Below are 20,937 nucleotides of genomic sequence, written 5' to 3' on the forward strand. Positions count from 1 at the left end.
TCCCGTCCTGCGGGACTAGCATGCGGAAGGACTGGGAGGGGACCGACCCCTCACTGACCGACCGCTCTGAGGAGCGATTAACGATGTTCGAGAGGTTCACCGACCGCGCGCGGCGGGTTGTCGTCCTGGCTCAGGAAGAAGCCCGGATGCTCAACCACAACTACATCGGCACCGAGCACATCCTCCTGGGCCTGATCCATGAGGGTGAGGGTGTCGCCGCTAAGGCCCTGGAGAGCCTCGGGATTTCGCTCGAGGCGGTCCGCCAGCAGGTGGAGGAGATCATCGGGCAGGGCCAGCAGGCTCCTTCCGGGCACATCCCCTTCACGCCGCGAGCCAAGAAGGTCCTGGAGCTTTCGCTCCGCGAGGCTCTTCAGCTGGGCCACAACTACATCGGCACCGAGCACATCCTGCTCGGCCTGATCCGCGAGGGCGAGGGCGTCGCCGCCCAGGTCCTCGTGAAGCTGGGCGCCGACCTGAACCGGGTCCGGCAGCAGGTCATCCAGCTGCTTTCCGGGTATTCGGGCGGCAAGGAGGCGGCCACCGCAGGCGGTCCCGCCGAGGGCACGCCCTCCACGTCCCTGGTGCTCGACCAGTTCGGCCGGAATCTCACCCAGGCCGCTCGTGAGTCCAAGCTCGACCCGGTCATCGGGCGCGAGAAGGAGATCGAGCGGGTCATGCAGGTGCTGTCCCGCCGGACCAAGAACAACCCGGTCCTCATCGGCGAGCCCGGCGTCGGCAAGACGGCGGTCGTCGAGGGCCTGGCCCAGGCGATCGTCAAGGGCGAGGTGCCCGAGACCCTCAAGGACAAGCACCTCTACACCCTGGACCTCGGCGCCCTGGTCGCCGGCTCCCGGTACCGGGGTGACTTCGAGGAGCGCCTGAAGAAGGTCCTCAAGGAGATCCGCACCCGCGGCGACATCATCCTGTTCATCGACGAGCTCCACACGCTGGTCGGTGCGGGTGCCGCGGAAGGCGCCATCGACGCGGCTTCGATCCTGAAGCCCATGCTGGCGCGCGGTGAGCTCCAGACCATCGGCGCCACCACCCTCGACGAGTACCGCAAGCACCTGGAGAAGGACGCCGCTCTCGAGCGCCGCTTCCAGCCCATCCAGGTCGCGGAGCCGTCGCTGCCCCACACCATCGAGATCCTCAAGGGCCTGCGCGACCGTTACGAGGCCCACCACCGGGTCTCCATCACGGACGAGGCGCTCGTCCAGGCCGCGACCCTGGCCGACCGGTACATCTCGGACCGCTTCCTGCCGGACAAGGCGATCGACCTGATCGACGAGGCCGGATCCCGGATGCGCATCCGCCGGATGACCGCGCCGCCGGACCTCCGCGAGTTCGACGAGAAGATCGCCGGTGTCCGCAGGGACAAGGAGTCGGCCATCGACTCCCAGGACTTCGAGAAGGCAGCTTCCCTCCGCGACAAGGAGAAGCAGCTGCTGGCGGCGAAGGCCAAGCGGGAGAAGGAATGGAAGGCCGGCGACATGGACGTCGTCGCCGAGGTCGACGGCGAGCTCATCGCCGAAGTCCTGGCCACGGCCACCGGAATCCCGGTCTTCAAGCTGACGGAGGAGGAGTCCTCCCGTCTGCTGCGCATGGAGGACGAGCTCCACAAGCGCGTCATCGGGCAGAAGGACGCCATCAAGGCCCTTTCGCAGGCGATCCGCCGTACGCGAGCCGGCCTGAAGGACCCGAAGCGCCCCGGTGGCTCGTTCATCTTCGCCGGCCCGTCCGGTGTCGGTAAGACCGAGCTCTCCAAGACGCTCGCCGAATTCCTCTTCGGCGACGAGGACGCGCTGATCTCCCTCGACATGTCGGAGTTCAGCGAGAAGCACACGGTTTCCCGCCTCTTCGGTTCGCCCCCCGGCTACGTGGGGTACGAGGAGGGCGGCCAGCTCACCGAGAAGGTGCGCCGCAAGCCGTTCTCCGTCGTCCTCTTCGACGAGGTCGAGAAGGCCCACCCCGATATCTTCAATTCCCTGCTCCAGATTCTGGAGGACGGTCGCCTGACCGACTCCCAGGGTCGGGTCGTGGACTTCAAGAACACGGTCATCATCATGACGACCAACCTCGGGACCCGGGACATCTCGAAGGGCTTCAACCTGGGCTTCGCCGCCCAGGGTGACGTCAAGACGAACTACGAGCGGATGAAGACCAAGGTCAACGAAGAGCTCAAGCAGCACTTCCGGCCGGAATTCCTCAACCGTGTCGACGACACGGTGGTCTTCCACCAGCTGACCGAGGAAGACATCGTCCAGATCGTCGACCTCATGCTCGCCAAGGTCGACGAGCGCCTCAAGGACCGTGACATGGGCATCGAGCTCAGTGCCGAGGCCAAGGCGCTGCTGGCCAAGAAGGGCTACGACCCCGTGATGGGCGCCCGGCCGCTGCGCCGGACGATCCAGCGGCAGATCGAGGACATCCTCTCCGAGAAGATCCTCTTCGGCGAGCTGCGTCCCGGTCACATCGTGGTCGTGGGCACCGAGGGCGAGGGTGACGAGAAGACGTTCACCTTCCGCGGCGAGGAGAAGTCGGCTCTGCCCGACGTCCCGCCGATCGAGCAGGCGGCAGGCGGCGCCGGCCCGAACCTGACGAAGGACGCGTGACACCTGCGTAGGGCGTGAGCCCGAGCGTGTGAAGGGGCTGCCCCGGAACCGGCTTCACGGCCGGTCCGGGGCAGCCCCTTTCTTCTGCCCGGCTCTTTCTGCCCGGCGCGGGGGCCGGGTCAGTAGGTGAGGACCTTGAGCCGGTCGCCCAGCTCCTCCCACCCCAGGAGCAGGGGCGTGTGGCCCCGGCGGACCGTCACGCGGAGCTCGGGCGACGCGCGCAGCGGCGTGAGGTCGAGCTCGGGCGCCGACCGGCGCGCGGTCAGGGTGAGGTGGGTGAGCCCGGGGAAGAGCCGGCCGATCAGCGCCAGGTCCGCGCTGCTCCGGGGCGCCGTGATGGTGAGCTCCCTGAGCGAGGTGACCGGGGGACCGGCGGAGAGCGGACCCTTCCAGGAGGTCAGGCCGAGCCGCAGCCGGGTGATCCGGGTGTGCTCCCGCGCGGCGGTCACCGCGTGGCCGAGCGAGAGGGCCTGCGAGACCTGGAGATCGCGCAGCGACTCCCAGGCGGCGAGACCGTCCAGCGTCACCGGCCGGTCGCTGCTCACCTTGAGGTGGCTCACTCCGGGATGCACGGGCAGCCGGCTCACCTCGCCCGACGCGAGGCGGCTGATCTCCAGGTAGCGCAGCGCCGGCACACCGGGCATCGGGGACAGGAAGTCGGCAGGTCTGCTCATCATGTCCACGTTCAGCGCGACCAGGCAGGGCAGTGCGGCCAGGGGGGCGAGGCTCCGCGCGGCGGGACAGGTGTCGAGGCCCAGCTGCTGGAGCGTCGGGGCCTGGGCGCCGAGCACGGAGAGGTCGGTGAGGTGCGGGTTCATATGGAGGTAGAGGACGTGCAGCCGGAGCTCCGCGAGCGCCGCGCGCAGCTCGTCCTCGGGCAGTTCGCCGGAGACGACGAGGTGCCGCAGGGACGGCAGCCGGCGCAGGGCGCTCAGCTGTGCCCGCTGGGCCAGCACGAAGTGCTCGGTCAGGTCGTAGTGGGCCAGCACGTCGGCGGCGAACTGCTCCGGCGGGAACGCGGACCAGTTCGTCGTGAGGTCCCGGACCGCTGAGGGATGGGCGACCGACCAGGCCCGGACGTACGGGATGGCCGCGCTGCCGCCGATCCTGCCGAGCAGCTGCACCACCCGCTGGGCGAGCGGCCCGTCGGCCACCAGGCTCCCGGGCGGGGGCAGGAAGGCCAGCGCCGACTCGTCGAGCCGGGCGAGTGCGTGCACCTGGTCGTCGTCCGCGGGCGGGAACAGGGCTTCCATGGTGTCCCGCACCCGGTCCCGTATCGACCCGTCCAGCCAGGTCGCGTGCTGCGCGCACAGGGCGGCCAGCACATGGAGGTCGGTCCGGTCGATCGTCCCCCGGCCGTGCGTCTCGCCCGCGTTCAGCAAACCGCCCACCAGCGAGGCCAGCTGGCGGCGGTCGCAGTGCCCGGCCGCCAGCAGGATCACGTCCTGCCAGGACTCCTCGTCCGCGTGGAGCAGTAGTTCGTTGAGGTGGTCGTCCTCGATGAGCTCCTTGGCGGCCAGGTAGTCCTGGAAGGTGCGATGGATGAACTGGTAGGTGTCGTCGGTGTTCTCCTGGAGCAGACCGCTGCGGTTGAGGAGATGGGTCAGGATCTTCTCCGGCGGGCCCTGGGCCCGCACCCGTTCCATCCCCGCCAGCGCCCGGCCGAGCTGGCGCAGCGCCTGGTCCCGGGTGAACTCCGCCTGGCCCTCGCGGACCAGCCACACCGCGATGCGCTGGAGGAGCTGGGTGTGCTCCTCGACGCCCAGGTCGATGCCCTCGGGGTCGCTGATGCGGCGGCGGCGGTCCCGGTGGCCGAGGAGCATGTCCAGGGCCGAGCGGTACAGCTTCCAGCGGGTCTCCGGGAGGAAGCCGTCGCGGCGGCGGTGCAGGGCGCAGATCACCGCGCAGAGCAGCGGCGTACGGGCCAGGTCGCGGAGCGTGGCGTTCTGGTCGAACTGGCGGGACACATCACGTTCCAGTTCGTCGAGCCGCTCGTGGTCGTCCTGCTCGGACAGCCGGGCGGCCCGGTGCCAGGAGGTCACGAACGCCTGGATGTCCTCGTTCCGCATCGGCAGCAGCCGCAGCTCCCCGAACCCCTCGGAGCGCAGCCAGTCCGGCTCGACCGCCAGGGGGCGTACGGTCGCGACGCACCGGGTCTCCGGGTAGCGGGTCAGGAGCTGCGAGAGCCAGGTGTGCGCCTGTTCACGGTCCTCCGGCGGCACCTCGTCCAGCCCGTCCACCAGCAGGAGAGCGCGGCCCGCCTCCAGGACCCGGCCCGCCCAGCCCTCCGGGGCCGCGTCGACGACCAGACCTGCCGGGCCCGAGAGCTCCGCCGGGCCCGGGAACGTACCGCCGCGGGCCCGCAGGGTGCGCAGCGGCACCACGAAGGGGACCAGGCCGTTCAGCGGGGCCAGGTCGTCGTCCAGGGTGCGGGCCGAGGCATGGGCGGCCAGCCACCACAGCAGGGTCGTCTTGCCCGCGCCGGCCTCGCCGCGCAGCAGGACCCGGGGGCGGCCGGTGAGGAGGGCGTCGATGCGCTGGGGGAGGGGCGGGCCCGGGGTGGACCGGTCCTGCGCCTGGGCCTCCAGGCTGAGGTAGGCGGTGTCCAGGTCCCACTCGGAGTCGTGCCGGCTCAGCTCGTCCAGGCCGAAGATCTTCGTACGGCGGTACGCGACGCCGAGCGCCCGCGCGTACTCCGCCTCGTAGCGCAGGTCGCGCGGGAAGCTGCCGTGGACGCGTTCCTGGCGCAGGTCGATCCCGGCCCGCTGGTGGACGAGGCGGAAGGGGTTCGCCGCCAGGACCGGGGCCAGCGGGACGCACTCGACCCGGCGGCCGTCGCGCTGCCGCGGGACCTGGCGGGCGATGCCGAGGAGCACGTCCCCCATGAAGACCGGGCCGCCGGAGAGCCCGGACAGGGCGGCGGGCTCGTCGTCGGGGCGGCCGGCGGGCGGGCCGTCGAGGTCGCAGACCAGCAGGTCGCGGACCCGGCCCGCCATCGGCAGGACGGTCGCCGTGTAGTGGTCGGCCTCCAGACGCCGGTCGGGGCCGTAGCGCTGGAGACGGGGGAAGCCGGTGATCTCGCACCCCGGTATCGCCTGGCGGGTGTCCACCACGCCGAGCCGCACGGGAGGGACCGGCCGCACCGGCTCGGCGGCCTCCAGCAGGGCCACGTCCAGCCGGTGGTCGATCCAGGCGACGGCGGCCGGTACGCGGTCCGGGAGGGCGGGGTGGGCGATGAGGACGGACCCGGACTTGACCACATGGGCGCAGGTCAGGACGAGCCGGTCGGTCAGCAGGACGCCGCTGCCCTGGTGGACCGCGGAGACGACCACCGTACGGTCGGCGAGATGGGCGACGGACGGGCTCGTCGCGGTCACCTGCGGGCGGACCCCTCGCCGGACCCGGCCGTGGAGCCGTCGTGGCCGTGCCCCTCGCCGAATCCGGCCGTGGAGCCGTCGTCCTCCGTCCCGATCTCCCAGGCCTCGCCCGTCGCGGCGTTGCGCGGGGTCAGCGTGAAGGCCACCTTGTGCGTGCGGCCGGTGGTGCGGGCGGCGTCCGTGCCCGCCTCGACCACCCAGGCCTTCACCTTGCCGCCCGCCCTGGCCTCCCGGCGTAATTCGAGGGTGAACTCCATCTGGATGTCGCCGACCGCGAAGGAGACGGGGTGGTCCGTGGCCCGGGTCGCCGCGTCGATGAGCTGGTTGCGGATGGACGCGACGGCATCGGCGAGCTCGATGCCGTCCAGGGCGTGGGCGTTCTCGGCTGCGTGGGTGTTCTCGGCCGTCATGGGGTCCCCCCGGGGTCCGGTGCCGCTTTCCCGTCAGCGTAGTGAAGTAGCGGGCCGAAGGTCCCGAATCGGAAGGACTTAGGTCCCACCGGCGGTGACAAGGCGCACAGGCCGAAACAGGCCTACTACCCGGGCTAGGAGAAAGGGCCATGATCGGCCGTGGGACCTTCGGCCCGGCGTCGGCAGGCCCTTTCGATGTTTTGGGTTATACGCCCGTTTCGCGGTGCCATGTCCGGAAAGGTCCCCATGGAACAGGCGTTAAACGTCTTCCGCGCGAAGGATTTCGTCGCCCGTGTCGCCTTCGCGTAAGGGGACAAGCGCGGCGAATTCCCCCAGCCCCCTCTACGGCTTTTCTTCGTAGATGGGGGGTTTGAGTACCGGCGGGGGTGCGGGTTACCAAGGTGGAGCAAGCCCGGACAGCACGCCGGGTCCACTCACCTCCGGAGGACTTCCTCGTATGAAGCGCGCAACGAACCAGCACACCATCCGCCCGTCCGCCTTCCGCGTCCGTGGCGCCGTCCTGGCCGCCGGCCTGGGGGCGTCCGTGGTGCTGGGTGCCGGATCGGCGTTCGCCTCCAGCGGCACCGACACCGCTGCGGCTCCCCTCGCCGCGAGCACCGCCGCGGACTCGGTCGCCCAGCAGGCGACCGCGCAGGGCAAGGCGGCCGCGAAGAAGGCCTCCGACGCCAAGAAGAAGGCCGAGGACAAGAAGAAGGCCGCGAAGAAGAACGCCGCCTCCTGGAAGTCCCCGGTCAAGAAGTACACGCTGAGCGCCAGCTACGGCACCGGTGGCGCCCGCTGGGCCGCCAAGCACTCCGGCCAGGACTTCGCCGTGCCGATCGGCACCAGCGTCGTGGCCGCCCACAAGGGCACCGTCGTGAAGGCCGGCCCGAACGGCGCCGGTGACGGCCCCGCGTACGGCAACGCCGTCGTGATCAAGCACTCCAACGGCAAGTACTCGCAGTACGCGCACCTGTCGAAGGTCAACGTGAAGATCGGCCAGACCGTGAAGACGGGCCAGAAGATCGCCCTGTCCGGCAACACCGGAAACTCCAGCGGCCCGCACCTGCACTTCGAGATCCGCACCAGCCCGAACTACGGCTCGGCGCTGAACCCGGCCGCGTTCCTCCGCTCGGTGCACGTCTCCATCTGATCCGGCCGGCGTAACCGCGCGACCCACGCCCGGCGCCACCCGGCGCCCGGCCGGTCGCGCAGCACAACCGAAAAGTGTCAGTGGACCCGTTACACCCCGGTACCCGGGGCGTGCGCCCGGGTCACCCGACCGACGGCGACGTCGAGGACAGCCTCACGGCTCACTCCTCGGGGTCGCCGTCGGCGTTCTCGCGCTCGGTGTTCCCTGCGCCCCGGTGTTCCCGCGCTCGGCGTTCCCGCGCCCCGGTGTTCCGCCGCCCTGCCCGGCGGGCGCGCGCGGCTCAGTCCGACGGCTGCCGCTGGTCGGCCATCCGCAGCATCGGGAAGCTTCCCGTCGCCGTCGGCGCGTGCTCGGGCAGCCACAGCACCGCGATCGCCCCGCCCGTGCCCTCCGCCGCACCCGAGGGCGCCGCGTTGCGGAAGGTCAGCCGGGCCCCCAGCACCCGCGCCTGGCCCGCCGCGATCGTCAGGCCCAGCCCGTGCCCGTGCCCGGCCCGGTCCATGCTTCCGGTACGGAACCGGCTCGGCCCGTCCCGCAGCAGCTCCTCCGGGAAGCCCGCACCGTGGTCGCGGACCCGCACCACCCGGCCCTCGACCGTGACCTCCACCGGGGTGGAGCCGTGCTTGGCGGCGTTCCCGAGCAGATTGCCGAGGATGCGCTCCAGCCGGCGCGGATCGGTGGAGACCCACGACTCGTGCACCACCCGTACGGTCACCGCGGGGTCCAGCAGCCCGATCCGGCGGCTGACGAACTCGCCGAGCGGCAGCTCCTGGAGTTCCGCCCGCTCCGACGCACTGTCCAGGCGGGCCACCTCCAGGACGTCCTCGACCAGCGTGCGCATCGCCTGGGCCCGGTCCCGTACCAGCTCGGTGGGGCGGCCCGGCGGCAGCAGCTCGGCCGCCGTGAGCAGCCCGGTCACCGGGGTACGCAGCTCATGGGCGATGTCCGCGGTGACCCGGCGCTCCGCCTCGATCCGCTCGTTCAGCGCGTCGGTCAGCGCGTCGACCGCCCGCGCCAGCTCGTCGGTCTCGTCGCGGACGACACCGCCGACGGCCTCCCTGACCCGTACGTCCGTCTGCCCCTGGGCGACCCGGCCCGCAGCGGCCGCGGCCTTGCGCAGCCGGCGCGAGAGCTGGCCGCCGACGAGCACCCCGAGCGCGCAGCCGCCGAACACCACCGAGACCGAGCCGATGATCAGGGCCCGGTCCAGATCGTCCATGATCGTCGCGGAGCGGTCCGCGAAGCGGGTGTGGAGCGAGAGCACGTCCCCGCCCGCCAGCGGCACCGCCGCCCAGACCTGGGGGACCCCGTCGGGGCCCTGCGTCACATGGGTGGCCCGGCGGTTCTTGCGGACCTCGTCGCGCAGGCTCGGCGGCATCGTCGGGTCGTTGAGCTTCGCCCCGAACTTCGGCCCGCCCTTCTGCATGCTCGTCGCCTCGTAGAAGCGCTGCGCGCCCAGCAGCCGCTCCAGCTGCACCTCGCGGGCGTTCTCGATCATCGAGACGCGGGCCGCGTTGTGCACCACGAGGCTCAGCGCCACCGCGACGAGTGCGCCGACCGCGGCGATGGCGATGCTGATCTTCCAGCGGACACCGGTCCGCAGAGCCAGTCGCTTCATCCCCGCCTCACCGGCCGCTCCATGCCCGCAGGCCGTTCCGTCCCCGTCGGCCGCCTCATGCCCGCATCATCCGCGCAGTTTGTAGCCGAAGCCGCGGACCGTGTCGATCCGGTCCTGGCCGATCTTCGTGCGCAGCCGCTGGACGTGGACGTCCACGACCCGGGTGTCGCCGCCCCAGCCGTAGTCCCAGACCCGTTCCAGAAGCTTGTCGCGGGAGAGGACGGTGCCCGGCGCGGACGAGAACTCCAGCAGCAGCCGCATCTCGGTGGGCGTCAGCGCCACCTGCTCGCCGGCGCGCCGCACCTCCATGCCGTCGGTGTCGACCTCCAGATCACCGAAGACCAGCAACCCGCCGAGCGCCTCGCCGTCCTCCTCCGTACCGCCCAGGCCGTCCGGCCCGGCCGCGTGGCCGAAGCGGCGCAGCACCGCCCGGATGCGGGCGACCAGGACCGCGCCGTCGAAGGGCTTGGTGACATAGTCGTCGGCCCCCGCCTCCAGGCCGAGCACCACGTCGATGGAGTCGGCGCGCGCGGAGAGCATGATCACCGGGACGGTCGACTCGTCCCGGATGCGGCGGCACAGGCTCACCCCGTCCAGGCCCGGCACCATCACGTCGAGCAGGGCGATGTCCGGCCGGTCGGCGCGGAAGGCCTCCAGGCCGGAGAGCCCGTCGGGCATCGCGGTGACCGTGAAGCCGACCCGTTCCAGGGCGAGCTGGGTGGCCTCACGGATGACGTCGTCGTCCTCGACGAAGAGGACGTGGGTCTCGGCCATGGAGCTGCTTCTCGCTTTCCGTTCCTGCTCGTTCACCGGTGGGACCTCAGTTTCTGCCCGGCTCCGCCGGTTCCACCGGTTCCACCGGCTCGGACTGCACGGGCAGGTCGCCGTCCGCGCCCTCGACGGCACGGCTGAAGTCGTTGTGCACCCGGTCGTGCTCGGTGAAGCGGTCGCCGGCCCAACGGTAGGTGACCACTTCCGAGCCGGAGGGGTACGCCAGCGGATCCTTCGACCCGTAGACCTGGGTCGTCACCACCAGGTCGCCCCGGTCGATCGTTCCGTAGACGGCGGGGACCTCGGCCGAGAAGACGTTCTCGTACGAGCCGTCGGCGTCCGCCCGGTAGACGTACGTCCCGATGCCGACCGAATCGGCGCAGCTCATCACGTTGACCACGACATCGGCGGCCCGGCCGCCGGTCATCGACCCGTAGGAGGTGTCGATCGGATAGGCCTTGCCCGCGCAGGGCCGCAACCCGTCCCTGACCTGATCGCCCACCTTGGGATCGGCCTTGAGGAGCCGTACGGCGTCGACCCGCCGGACGGGCGGGGTCGTGCCGGAAGGGCTGGGCTGCGGGGTGATCTGGGCGACCGGCTGACTGCCGGCGGGCCCCTCGTCCCGGGTGCCGGTGCCGCCCGTGGAGCAGCCGACGCAGAACAGCCCGAAGGCGGCGAGTCCGGCCAAGGCCGTGCCACTCGCCGCCATACCTGTACGAAATCGCCGGGTTCGCCCCGGTCTGACCGGGTCGTCGCCGTCGTCCGAGCCGCTCAAGGGAGAGCCGCTCCGGGAAGAACCGATCACGGGGGAGCCGCTCAGGGAAGAACTGCTCAAGGAAGAACCGCTCACGGGGGAGCCGCTCCGGGAAGAGCCGCTCGCGGAGGAGCCGCGCCAGGCGTCCTCGTGCCCGAAGCCGCCCCCGCCCCCACCGCTGCTGCTGCCGCTCAGGCCGCGCACCGCTCCATCCCCCGCTCGTCGTGACGCCCGTTCCGCTGCGCCGGTGTGTGCGCCCTCGCCCCCGGCACCGTCGAGACCGGCGACCGCTGGGCGGGGACCCGGGCGGAGGCGACCGGCGCCGCGCTCCGGTGGCCCCCGGTCTCCCGGGCGACCGCCTCGCAGCTGTTCAGCTCGCGACTCTCCAGCTCCTGGCGCAGTCGCGCCAGGGCCCGGTGCAGGGTGCTCTTGACCGTACCGGCCGACATGCCGAGCGCCGCCGCCGTCTCCTCCGTGCTCATCTGCTCCCAGTGTCGCAGCACGACGACGCTGCGCTGCTTGGGAGCCAGAATGCCCAGAATGTCCATCAGGAGGGCGCGGTCGGCGCGCTGCTCGCTGCCGTCCTCGACGCTCGCGTCGGGCAGCTGCTCGGTCGGCACCTCTTCGAGCTTGCGCGCCCGCCACCACTCCGTACGGGTGTTGATCATGACGCGGCGCAGATAGGCGTCGGCCAGGGACTTGTCGGCGATGCCGTCCCAGCGGCCGTAGGTGCGCACCAGGGCGGTCTGCAGCAGGTCCTGGGCATCGACGGGGTCGGGAACCAGACGGCGCGCGCTGCGCAGCAGCGCCTCCTGCCGTGTGCGTACGTAGTCCTCGAACGCGAGCACCTCGCCCTGCGCCATGACAACCGCCTCCGTCCCCGAACATCCCCGTGTACCGCCGGGCCGCGGGGTGTTCCGCGGTCCGGCCGTCCTGCTGTCGGAGACGCTACGGAGGGGTTGTCACGGCGATGTGCGGAGCAGCCGTAGGCCGGTGCACGGCTGCCCATCGGTTGTGTAACAGCCCAGGGCGAGACGTCGCCCGGGGCCCGGGATCAGGTCAGCGGCAGCCGGTACCGGCCGTCGGCCAGCGGCTCGACCAGACCGTCCGCCACCAGTCCGTCCAGCGAACGGGCCCGCTGCACCGGCTCCTCCCACACCGCGTCCAGGGCGGCCTGCGGTACGGGGTTCACCGCGTCCCGCAACACCGCCAGCAGCCGCCCGCGCACCTGGCGGTCGGTGCCGGCGTACGTCTGGCCCTTGCGCGGCGGTCCCTGGTGCGCGGGCTTCCCGGCCAGCCGCCAGGCGCACCGCGAGGCGATCGGGCACCGGTCGCAGTCCTCGTTGCGCGCGGTGCACACGAGCGCGCCCAGCTCCATCGTGGCCGCCGCCCAGCGCGCCGCCCGCTCGTCCTCCTCGGGCAGCAGCGCCCGCGCGAGCTTGCGCTCGGCGGCCGTCGTCGCGTTCGGCGGGTACTGGATCCCGGACGCGGCGCGGGCGAACACCCGGCGGACGTTCGTGTCGAGCACCGCGTGCCGCTGTCCGTACGCGAACGAGGCCACGGCCGCCGCCGTGTACTCGCCGATCCCGGGCAGCGCCAGCAACTGGGCGTGCTCGCTCGGCACATCGCCGCCGTGCCGTTCCGTTATCGCCTGCGCGGCCCCGTGCAGCCGCAGCGCGCGGCGCGGGTAGCCGAGCCGGCCCCAGGCGCGGACCGCTTCACCGGGCGCCTCGGCGGCCAGGTCGGCGGGGCGGGGCCAGCGGGCGAGCCACTGTTCGTACACCGGGAGGACCCGGCTCACGGGAGTCTGCTGCAGCATGAACTCGCTGACCATCACGCCCCAGGCGCCCGCTTCGGGGCGGCGCCAGGGCAGATCGCGGGCATGCTGCTCGAACCACCCGATGACGGGGGTGTGGAGGGAGGCGGCGGCGGGGGGCGTCTGGGGTGAGGTGGAAGTCATGGCAGTCATCGCACTGACGATCCTGGCACGGAAGAGGGGGCGGCGGTCACGGGCGCGGGAGTGTCGGCCCGCGCGGCGGCTCTGGGGGTGACAACGCCACCCGTTCTGTCCCCTGTGACCGGATCCCCGTGATGATGATCGGCAAAACTTGCGAACGGAGCGGCGGGTGGGGCCGGAGTCGGCCCGGATCTCTCGTAGAGTTCGGGCCGTGGGATCTATGCGCAATCCGGTCGGTCCGCTTCCCTCCAGCATCTACTGGCGACGAAGGGCGGTAGCGGGGCTTCTGGTTGCGCTGCTCGCCGTGCTGGTCGCCTGGGCGGTGACTTCGGGAGGCGGCGGGGGGACCCGGAACGACGGCAAGCCCGGCGGCTCCGACCCGGTCGAGTCGATCACTCCCGGACCGGGGAGCTCCGGTCCCGCGATCAGCCAACAGCCGGGCGGTCGCGACGAGTCGGGCGAGGACGGCGGATCCGAGGGATCCGGTGGCTCGGGCGGCTCCGACGGCGGTGACGGCGGCTCCGGAGCGGCCTCCGGCGGCGCGAGCGACGGCGCTTCGTCCGACGGGGCGTCAACAGGCGGTGCGGACACGGCCGGTGCGGGTTCGGGCGGCGGCGGCACGGCGGGCCGGCAGGTCCCTGCGGGCTCCCCGCTCCCCGACTGCAAGCCCGCCGCGGTGCGGTTGAGCGTGCGGACGAAGGTCAGTTACGGCCCCGACGACAAGCCGAAGTTCGAACTGATCGCGAAGAACACCTCGTCGGCCACGTGCAAGGCCGACTTCGGGCCGAAGAGCGCGGTCCTCACGGTCACCGAGGCCGGTGGCGACGACGACGATCCGATCTGGTCATCGAAGGACTGCCCCGCGGCGGCCGGCCCGCTGTTCCTGAGGGTCCCGGCGGGCGCGACGGTGATCCACACGGTGGACTGGAACCGCACCCTGTCCGCCCCGGGCTGCGCGACCCCGCCGGCGGGCAAGGCGGGCCCCGGCACGTACCTCCTCGAGGCGAAGACCCCCGGCGAACCGGTCCAACGAGCCTCTTTCGTCCTGGCAAAGGACTGACCGACGCCCAGCCCGTCCGGCGTTTGAGGACGGAACCGTCAAGGCTTGCGGGCGCTGCGCCCATGGGTCGGGGCGAGCCGGGAAACCCAGCCTGTCCGGCGTTTGAGGACGGAACCGTCAAGGTGTGCGGACGTCGCGCCCACGGGTCGGGGCCACACCGTATAAGCGCCGTCTGTCCGGCCCAGGGGTTCCGTCCTCAAGCGCCGGACGGGCTGGGTGGTGTGTGGGCGTCGCGTCCAGGGGTCCGGGCTACCCCGTATGAGCATTGCCTGTCCCGCCGAGGGGTTCCGTCCTCAAGCGCCGGACGGGCTGGGTGGTGTGCGGGCGTCGCGTCCAGGGGTCCGGGCCAGCCCGCATGAGCACGGCCCGTCCCGCCCCGGGGTTCCGTCCTCAAACGCCGGACAGGCTGGGTGGCGCGGCCGACCTCAGACGTACCGCTCCAGGATCGACGACTCAGCCAACCGCGAGAGCCCCTCCCGCACGCTCCGTGCCCGCGCCTCCCCGACCCCGTCCACCGTCTGGAGGTCGTCCACGCTCGCCGCCAGCAGCTTCTGCAGGCCGCCGAAGTGCTCCACCAGGCGTTCGATGATCGCCCCCGGCAGCCGCGGCACCTTCGCCAGCAGCCGGAAGCCCCGCGGGGACACCGCCGAGTCCAGCGTCTCGGGCGAGCCGCTGTAGCCCAGCGCCCGCGCCACCACCGCCAGCTCCAGCAGCTCCGTGTGGCTCAGCGCGTCCAGCTCGGTCAGCGCCTCTGCCACCGTGCGCGACCGCTTCGCCGTCGGTTCGGGCACATAGTCCCGGACGACCAGCTCCCGCTCCGGCTCCACCCCGGCGATCAGCTCGTCCAGCTGGAGGGACAGCAAGCGCCCGTCGGTGCCGAGCTCGACCACGTACTCCGCGATCTCCGTCGCGATCCGCCGCACCATCTCAAGACGCTGCGCCACCGCCGTCACGTCCCGGACGGTGACCAGGTCCTCGATCTCCAGCGCGGACAGCGTGCCCGCCACCTCGTCCAGGCGCAGCTTGTACCGCTCCAGCGTGGCGAGCGCCTGATTGGCCCGGGACAGGATCGCGGAGGACTCCTCCAGGACCCGCCGCTCCCCGTCCACGTACAGCGCGATCAGCCGCATCGACTGGGAGACCGAGACGACGGGGAAGCCGCACGCCTTGGAGACCCGGTCCGCCGTGCGGTGACGGGTGCCCGTCTCCTCCGTGTGGATCGAGGCATCCGGGACCAGCTGCACGCCGGCCCGCAGGATCTTGGTCATGTCCTTGTCGAGGATCAGCGCCCCGTCGAGCTTGCACAGCTCGCGCAGGCGCGTCGCCGTGAACTCCACGTCCAGCACGAATCCGCCGGTGCACATCGACTCGACGGTCTTGTCCATGCCCAGCACGATCAGGCCACCGGTATTGCCGCGGAGAATGCGCTCCAGGCCGTCCCGCAGGGCCATACCGGGCGCGACCGCGCTCAACGAGGCGCGCATCAGCGCCTCGTTACCGGTGCCTTGGCCGGACTTTCCGGGCGTCGTCGCCCGGTCGTTGGCTGCCACTGCACTCCTCCGGTCACAGGTTTGCGGTGCCCTCGCGTCCCCCATGCCGTGTCCACGGGCGGGCGAGACCAGGGCAAAGTCTACCGGCGTGCGCTGTCATCCTGACGAGGCTGCGGCGCCTCTTGACGAGACCGGCGCGGGAGGACCCGCAGAGCATCGCCCATGTCGGCGACTTCCGTGACCTTCATACCGGCCGGTACCTTCCCCGGGTCCGTCGGGACGAGGGCATGGGTGAAGCCCAGTCGGTGCGCCTCGGCCAGTCTCCGCTGCACCCCGGTGACCCTCCTGACCTCGCCCGCGAGCCCCACCTCACCGATCGCGACCAGGTTCTTCGGGAGCGGAGTGTCGCTCGCCGCGCTGGCCAGCGCGAGCGCGATCGCGAGGTCCGCGGCGGGCTCGGTGAGCTTCACACCGCCCACCGTCGCGCTGTAGATGTCCCGCTTGCCGAGCGCGCTGATCCGGCCGCGCTGCTCCAGCACGGCGAGCATCATCGAGACCCGGGAGGTCTCCAGGCCGGAGGTCGTGCGCCGGGGCGAGGGGATCTGCGAGTCGACGGTGAGCGCCTGCACCTCGGCGACCAGCGGCCGCTTGCCCTCCAGCGTCACCGTCAGACAGGTGCCGGGCACCGCCACGTCCCGCCGGGTCAGGAAGAGGCCCGAGGGGTCGGCGAGCCCGGTGATGCCCTCGTCGTGCAGTTCGAAGCAGCCGACCTCGTCGGTCGCCCCGTAACGGTTCTTGACGCCGCGCACCAGACGCAGCCGGGCGTGGCGGTCGCCCTCGAAGGACAGCACGACGTCCACCAGGTGCTCCAGCAGCCGCGGCCCGGCGATCGCGCCGTCCTTGGTGACGTGGCCGACCAGCAGCGTGGCCATGCCGCGCTCCTTGGACGCCCGGATCAGCGCCCCGGCGACCTCCCGGACCTGGGCCATCCCGCCGGGCGCGCCGTCGATCTCGGGCGAGGCGACCGTCTGTACCGAGTCCAGGACGAGCAGGGACGGCTTGACCGCGTCCAGATGCCCGAGCACCGCGGACAGGTCGGTCTCCGCCGCGAGGTAGAGATGGTCGTTGATCGCCCGGATCCGGTCGGCCCGCAGCCGGACCTGACTCGCGGACTCCTCGGCGGTCACATACAGCGTGCGGTGGTCGTCGCTCGCGGCCTTGGCCGCCACGTCCAGCAGCAGCGTCGACTTGCCGACGCCCGGCTCGCCCGCCAGCAGCACGACGGCCCCCGGCACGAGCCCGCCGCCCAGCACCCGGTCCAGCTCGCTGACGCCGGTCGAACGGGCCGTGGCCGTCCGGCTGTCGACCTGGCCGATCGGCACGGCGGCGGTGGAGACCCGGCCGGCCGCGGTGGTGCGCACGGCGGGGGCGCCGCCGAACTCCTCGACCGTCCCCCACGCCTGGCACTCGGGGCAACGGCCGAGCCACTTGGCGGTGGTCCAGCCGCATTCGGTGCAGCGGTAGGACGGCCGGTCCTTCGCGGATTTCGTACGGGCAGCCATGGCGCCACCGTATAGGTGGGGTACGACAACGCCGCCCGTACGGTCGGCGTGCGCCGCCCGTCCGCACGCAGGGCGCACGGACGCACTTCTGGGCGCTCCCGCCCGAATCCGTGATCCCTGTCCTCTTTCGAGGGATACATTCACCCGTAAGGATTAAATGTGCTCAAGGGGTACTTGGGGCATGCGCTCCTTTGCCTACGGTCGCCGGGTGACGAGCAGCAGGCTGGAGACCCCCACGCACACCACCGGCGCACACCGGGCGCACCGCCGAGCACCCCACGCCGCGGCCCAGCGGCCGCCGGCACGTTACGAGCCGTATCTCGACGGGCTCTTCACCTACTGCCTCTCGGTGCTCTGCGATCACGACGCGGCCACCGAGGCGCTCGGCGCGGTCCTGTCGATCGCGGACCGGCAGGACGCCCGGGGCCCCCTGGCCGAGGAGGAACGTAAATCCTGGCTGTACGCGCTGGCCCGATGGGCGTGCCTGCGCACCCTCACCGAGCGCAAGCGCGGCCGCCAGGCCCACCGCCAGAACTCGGGAACGGTCAAGCCACCCCGCACGGCGAAGGCCTCCGGGACGGAGAAGAGCCCCGGGGCGGCCAGTGCCTCCGGAACGGCCAGTGCCTCCGGGTCGGCCAGTGCCTCCGGGGCGGCCAAGGCCTCCGGGGCCGCCGTGCCGATCCGGCCCCACGGGGCGCACACCGCCCAGCGCACGCCGGAGCACACCGCGCCCGCCACCCCGGGGGACGCCGGCTCGCCCGCCACCCCCGAGGACGCCGCCGCGCCCGCCCCCGCCGAGTCGCCGGCCGCCGAAGCCCGCCGCCGGGAGCTCGCCACGCTCGCCTGGCCCGAGGCCGCGGGTACCACTCCGGAGCAGCGCGAAGCCCTCGAACTGGCCGTGCGCCATCGGCTCGCCCCGCGCGCCGTCGCCGCCGTGCTCGGTCTGCAGCCGGCCACCGCCCGGGAGCTGCTGGCCGCCGCGGCCTGCGAGGTGGAGCGCACCCGCGCGGCCCTCGCGGTCGTCGAGTCCGGCGCCTGCCCCACCGTCGCCCGGCTCACCGGCGACCACCAGGTGCTGCTCTCCGCCGCCCTGCGCCGCGAGCTCGTCCGGCACGTCGACGACTGCCCCCGCTGCCGCCGCGCCGCCGAGCGGGCCGACGCCGCGGGCCCCTGGCCCGGAGCGGCCCTGGCCCCGACCGCCGCCCTGCCCCTCGTCGAGGCCCCCCGCCCCTCCGTCTACGTCGCGATGGCCCAGGCCCAGCGCTCCCGCGCCGGCGGGCCGCGCTTCGACCGGGCCGGATTTCCGCTCGACCCCAAGGACCAGGCCGCCCGCCGGGACCGGCTGCGCGCCCGGGTCGTGACGACCACGGTCGTCGCGACGGTGGTCGCCGCTCCCGTGATCGCCCTGTTGGCCGCGTACCGGGGAGCGCCGCAGACCGGCGAGGGCAACGACGGCACGTCGGTCACCGCCACGGAGGTCGACGGCGCCGGCGGCATGAGCGGCGACCCCTACCCCCCTTACGAGAACACCGGCCACGGCCACCCCGGCGACCGGTTCGGCGCCCGTGTCCCGGGCGTCACCGCGGAGGTCGTCAGCACCGGCGGCACGCAGCAGGGCGACGCCCGGCTGGCGGTGACGGCCCGGACCTCCGGGGCCGTCACGACGCTCACGCTGACCGCCTCCGGCCGGGGGCCGGTCAGCTGGTCGGCGGCGGCGGACGCGCCGTGGCTGCGCCTCAGCCGTACGTCCGGCACGCTCGCGGCCGGGCAGAGCACCACCATCGTGGTCTCGGTGATCCGGGACGCGCAGCCGGGCGGGCCGTGGCGGGCCCGGATCGCGCTGACCCCCCTGGGGTCCGCCGTGATCATCGACGGTTACGGGGCCACGCCCCCGACCACGGGCGGCCCGCGCCCCACCCGCCCCGGAACGGACTCGCCCCGCCCCACGGACCCGGGCCCCACGGACCCCGGGCCGACCGATCCCGGGCCCACCGATCCGGGCCCCACGGACCCCGGGCCCACCGACCCCGGACCGGGCCCGACCGACCCCACGGACCCGCCGGACCCGACCGATCCGCCGGACCCCACGGACCCGCCCGACCCGACGCCGGACCCGACCGACCCGGGCCCCACGGACCCGGCCCCGACCGACCCGGGCCCCTCCGACCCCACCCCGACGGGCTGAGGCGTCCCACCCGGCCGGGTCCGCCTCAGCGCTTCTTCGGCGCGGGGCGCGGGTCCGCCGGGTGCGGGGCCATCGGCAGCAGCGAGGACAGCCGCTCCTCGCACAGCTCGACCAGCCGGTCGTACCCCTCCTTGCCCATCAGCTCGATCAGCTCCGGGCGGTAGGACACGTACACCGGGTCGCCGGCCCCGTGCGCCGAGGTGGCCGAGGTGCACCACCAGTGCAGGTCGTGACCGCCCGGACCCCAGCCCCGGCGGTCGTACTCCCCGATCGTCACCTGGAGCACCCGGGTGTCGTCGGGCCGGTCGATCCAGTCGTACGTCCGCCGCACCGGCAGCTGCCAGCACACGTCCGGCTTGGTCTCCAGGGGCTCCTTGCCCTCCCGCAGCGCCAGGATGTGCAGCGAGCAGCCAGCCCCGGCGGGGAACCCCGGCCGGTTCTGGAAGATGCAGGAGCCCTCCCAGCGGCGCGTCTGGCGTTCGCCGTCCTCGTCGACGCCGACCCAGCCGGTCTCCGCGCCGACGTCGTGGAACTGCCACAGCTCCGGGGTGAGCCGGGCCACGTGCCCCGCGACCCGCTTCTCGTCGTCCTCGTCGGAGAAGTGCGCCCCCAGCGTGCAGCAGCCGTCGTCCGCGCGGCCCGCCTGGATGCCCTGGCAGCCGCTGCCGAAGATGCAGGTCCAGCGGGACGTCAGCCAGGTCAGGTCACAGCGGAAGATCTGCTCGTCGTCCGCCGGGTCGGGAAACTCCACCCAGGCCCGCGCGAAGTCGATGCCCTTCTCGTCGGAGGGGTCCGGTCCGCTCGCCTCCGGCTGTGATGTCTCCCCGTTCGTCTTCTGCTTCTTCGTGGCTTTGTCCTGCTTAGCCTTTTTCGTCTTTGGCACGCGCCCAGAGTAAGTCCGTTGGAGCAGTAGCGTTCCCGTATGAGACTCGGAGTCCTCGACGTGGGATCGAACACGGTTCATCTGCTGGTGGTCGACGCCCACCCCGGCGCCCGCCCGCTGCCCGCGCACTCGCACAAGGCGGAGCTCCGGCTGGCCGAACTCCTCGACGAGGGCGGGGCGATCGGCCCCCTGGGCGTGGACCGGCTCGTGGCGACGATCGCCGGTGCGGTCCAGGCGGCCGAGGACAAGGGGTGCGAGGACGTTCTCGCGTTCGCCACCTCCGCGGTGCGCGAGGCGACCAACGCGGACCTCGTGCTGGAGCGCGTACGGCTGGAGACCGGCGTCGACCTCGCCGTCCTCAGCGGTGAGGAGGAGGCCCGGCTGACCTTCCTGGCCGCCCGCCGCTGGTTCGGCTGGTCGGCGGGGAAGCTGCTCGTCCTGGACATCGGCGGCGGCTCCCTGGAGATCGCCTTCGGCATCGACGAGGAGCCGGACACCGCCGTGTCCCTGCCGCTCGGCGCGGGCCGCCTCACCGGCGCCTGGCTGCCGACCGACCCGGCCGACCCCGAGCAGGTCAGGGCGTTGCGCCGGCACGTACGGGCCAGCATCGCGCGGACGGTCGGCGAGTTCAGCCGGGCCGGCCGCCCCGACCACGTCGTCGCCACCTCCAAGACCTTCAAGCAGCTCGCCAGGATCGCCGGCGCCGCCCGCTCCACCGAGGGGCTGTACGTCCAGCGCTCGCTGAGCCGCAAGGCGCTGGAGGACTGGGTGCCCAAGCTGGCGGCGATGACCGTCGAGGAGCGCGGCCGGCTCCCCGGAGTCTCCGAGGGGCGCGCCGCCCAGCTGCTCGCCGGTGCGCTGGTGGCCGAAGGCGCGATGGACCTGTTCGGCGTCGAGGAGCTGGAGATCTGCCCCTGGGCCCTGCGCGAGGGCGTCATCCTGCGCCGCCTGGACCACCTCCCGGCGGAACAGGCCGCCCTGCCCGGCTGACGTACGGCGGGACGGGCCGCCCTGCCCGGGTGGCTTACGGCGGGACGGCCCATGGCTCTGATCACTTTCCGCCAGGGGCCCTCGGCGCGGCGCACCGGTGCCCGTACGCTGTCCA

Annotated in this window: 15 protein-coding genes; 5 read left to right on the plus strand and 10 right to left on the minus strand. The window is 72.7% G+C overall.

Features of this window, described 5'->3' with window-relative positions; genetic code table 11:
* Nucleotides 1-83: 83 nt before the first annotated feature.
* Nucleotides 84-2,612 (plus strand): ATP-dependent Clp protease ATP-binding subunit, encoded by a 2,529-nt coding sequence (locus tag ACH4UK_RS34105; RefSeq protein ID WP_398362675.1) that lies wholly within the window; start codon nucleotides 84-86, stop codon nucleotides 2,610-2,612.
* Nucleotides 2,613-2,731: 119 nt separating this feature from the next.
* Here the strand turns inward: ACH4UK_RS34105 and ACH4UK_RS34110 are convergent, their stop codons facing one another.
* Together ACH4UK_RS34110 and ACH4UK_RS34115 are read right to left on the minus strand one after the other, a co-directional pair.
* A complete protein-coding gene (locus tag ACH4UK_RS34110; RefSeq protein ID WP_398362677.1) occupies nucleotides 2,732-5,989 on the minus strand; it encodes an NACHT domain-containing protein in 3,258 nt (1,085 codons plus the stop codon).
* Nucleotides 5,986-6,399: a trypco2 family protein gene (locus ACH4UK_RS34115; protein ID WP_398362679.1), complete on the minus strand. Its 414-nt coding sequence runs from the start codon at nucleotides 6,397-6,399 to the stop codon at nucleotides 5,986-5,988. The genes ACH4UK_RS34110 and ACH4UK_RS34115 overlap by 4 nt, the downstream gene beginning before the upstream one ends.
* A 457-nt stretch (nucleotides 6,400-6,856) precedes the next feature.
* Between ACH4UK_RS34115 and ACH4UK_RS34120 the strand changes: the two genes are divergently transcribed.
* On the plus strand, nucleotides 6,857-7,552 hold the full coding sequence (locus ACH4UK_RS34120; protein WP_398362681.1) for a M23 family metallopeptidase: 696 nt from the start codon (nucleotides 6,857-6,859) through the stop codon (nucleotides 7,550-7,552).
* A gap of 280 nt (nucleotides 7,553-7,832) precedes the next feature.
* Here ACH4UK_RS34120 and cseC read toward each other — a convergent pair whose 3' ends face one another.
* From cseC to ACH4UK_RS34145, 5 genes are all read right to left on the minus strand, one after another.
* Complete coding sequence (gene cseC, locus ACH4UK_RS34125; protein ID WP_398362683.1) at nucleotides 7,833-9,170, minus strand: two-component system sensor histidine kinase CseC; 1,338 nt, start codon at nucleotides 9,168-9,170, stop codon at nucleotides 7,833-7,835.
* Between the two features lie 66 nt (nucleotides 9,171-9,236).
* Entirely contained in the window at nucleotides 9,237-9,944 is a 708-nt protein-coding gene (cseB, locus tag ACH4UK_RS34130) for a two-component system response regulator CseB (RefSeq protein WP_398362685.1), read from the minus strand.
* A gap of 46 nt (nucleotides 9,945-9,990) precedes the next feature.
* On the minus strand, nucleotides 9,991-10,650 hold the full coding sequence (locus tag ACH4UK_RS34135; RefSeq protein WP_398362687.1) for a hypothetical protein: 660 nt from the start codon (nucleotides 10,648-10,650) through the stop codon (nucleotides 9,991-9,993).
* 236 nt (nucleotides 10,651-10,886) lie between these two features.
* Nucleotides 10,887-11,558: a SigE family RNA polymerase sigma factor gene (locus tag ACH4UK_RS34140; protein ID WP_398362689.1), complete on the minus strand. Its 672-nt coding sequence runs from the start codon at nucleotides 11,556-11,558 to the stop codon at nucleotides 10,887-10,889.
* Between the two features lie 191 nt (nucleotides 11,559-11,749).
* Complete coding sequence (locus tag ACH4UK_RS34145) at nucleotides 11,750-12,664, minus strand: A/G-specific adenine glycosylase (RefSeq protein ID WP_398362691.1); 915 nt, start codon at nucleotides 12,662-12,664, stop codon at nucleotides 11,750-11,752.
* Nucleotides 12,665-12,956: 292 nt separating this feature from the next.
* Here ACH4UK_RS34145 and ACH4UK_RS34150 point away from each other — a divergent pair, with 292 nt between their 5' ends.
* Nucleotides 12,957-13,712, plus strand: a complete 756-nt coding sequence (locus ACH4UK_RS34150; RefSeq protein ID WP_398362740.1) for a hypothetical protein — start codon at nucleotides 12,957-12,959, stop codon at nucleotides 13,710-13,712.
* Nucleotides 13,713-14,137: 425 nt separating this feature from the next.
* Here ACH4UK_RS34150 and disA read toward each other — a convergent pair whose 3' ends face one another.
* Nucleotides 14,138-15,262 carry a DNA integrity scanning diadenylate cyclase DisA gene (disA, locus tag ACH4UK_RS34155; RefSeq protein WP_007456913.1) on the minus strand — a complete coding sequence of 375 codons (1,125 nt, stop codon included), beginning with the start codon at nucleotides 15,260-15,262 and terminating at the stop codon, nucleotides 14,138-14,140.
* An 80-nt stretch (nucleotides 15,263-15,342) separates the two neighbouring features.
* Entirely contained in the window at nucleotides 15,343-16,764 is a 1,422-nt protein-coding gene (radA, locus tag ACH4UK_RS34160) for a DNA repair protein RadA (RefSeq protein ID WP_398362693.1), read from the minus strand.
* A gap of 157 nt (nucleotides 16,765-16,921) precedes the next feature.
* Between radA and ACH4UK_RS34165 the strand changes: the two genes are divergently transcribed.
* On the plus strand, nucleotides 16,922-18,949 hold the full coding sequence (locus ACH4UK_RS34165; RefSeq protein ID WP_398362695.1) for a hypothetical protein: 2,028 nt from the start codon (nucleotides 16,922-16,924) through the stop codon (nucleotides 18,947-18,949).
* A gap of 25 nt (nucleotides 18,950-18,974) precedes the next feature.
* Here ACH4UK_RS34165 and ACH4UK_RS34170 read toward each other — a convergent pair whose 3' ends face one another.
* A complete protein-coding gene (locus ACH4UK_RS34170; protein WP_398362697.1) occupies nucleotides 18,975-19,832 on the minus strand; it encodes a hypothetical protein in 858 nt (285 codons plus the stop codon).
* Between the two features lie 39 nt (nucleotides 19,833-19,871).
* On the opposite strand from ACH4UK_RS34170, the gene ACH4UK_RS34175 reads away from it, so the two are divergent.
* Nucleotides 19,872-20,822 (plus strand): Ppx/GppA family phosphatase, encoded by a 951-nt coding sequence (locus ACH4UK_RS34175; RefSeq protein ID WP_398362699.1) that lies wholly within the window; start codon nucleotides 19,872-19,874, stop codon nucleotides 20,820-20,822.
* Nucleotides 20,823-20,937: the final 115 nt, after the last annotated feature.

It is taken from the genome of Streptomyces sp. NPDC020884 (genome assembly GCF_044333935.1).
Taxonomy (GTDB): Bacteria; Actinomycetota; Actinomycetes; order Streptomycetales; family Streptomycetaceae; genus Streptomyces.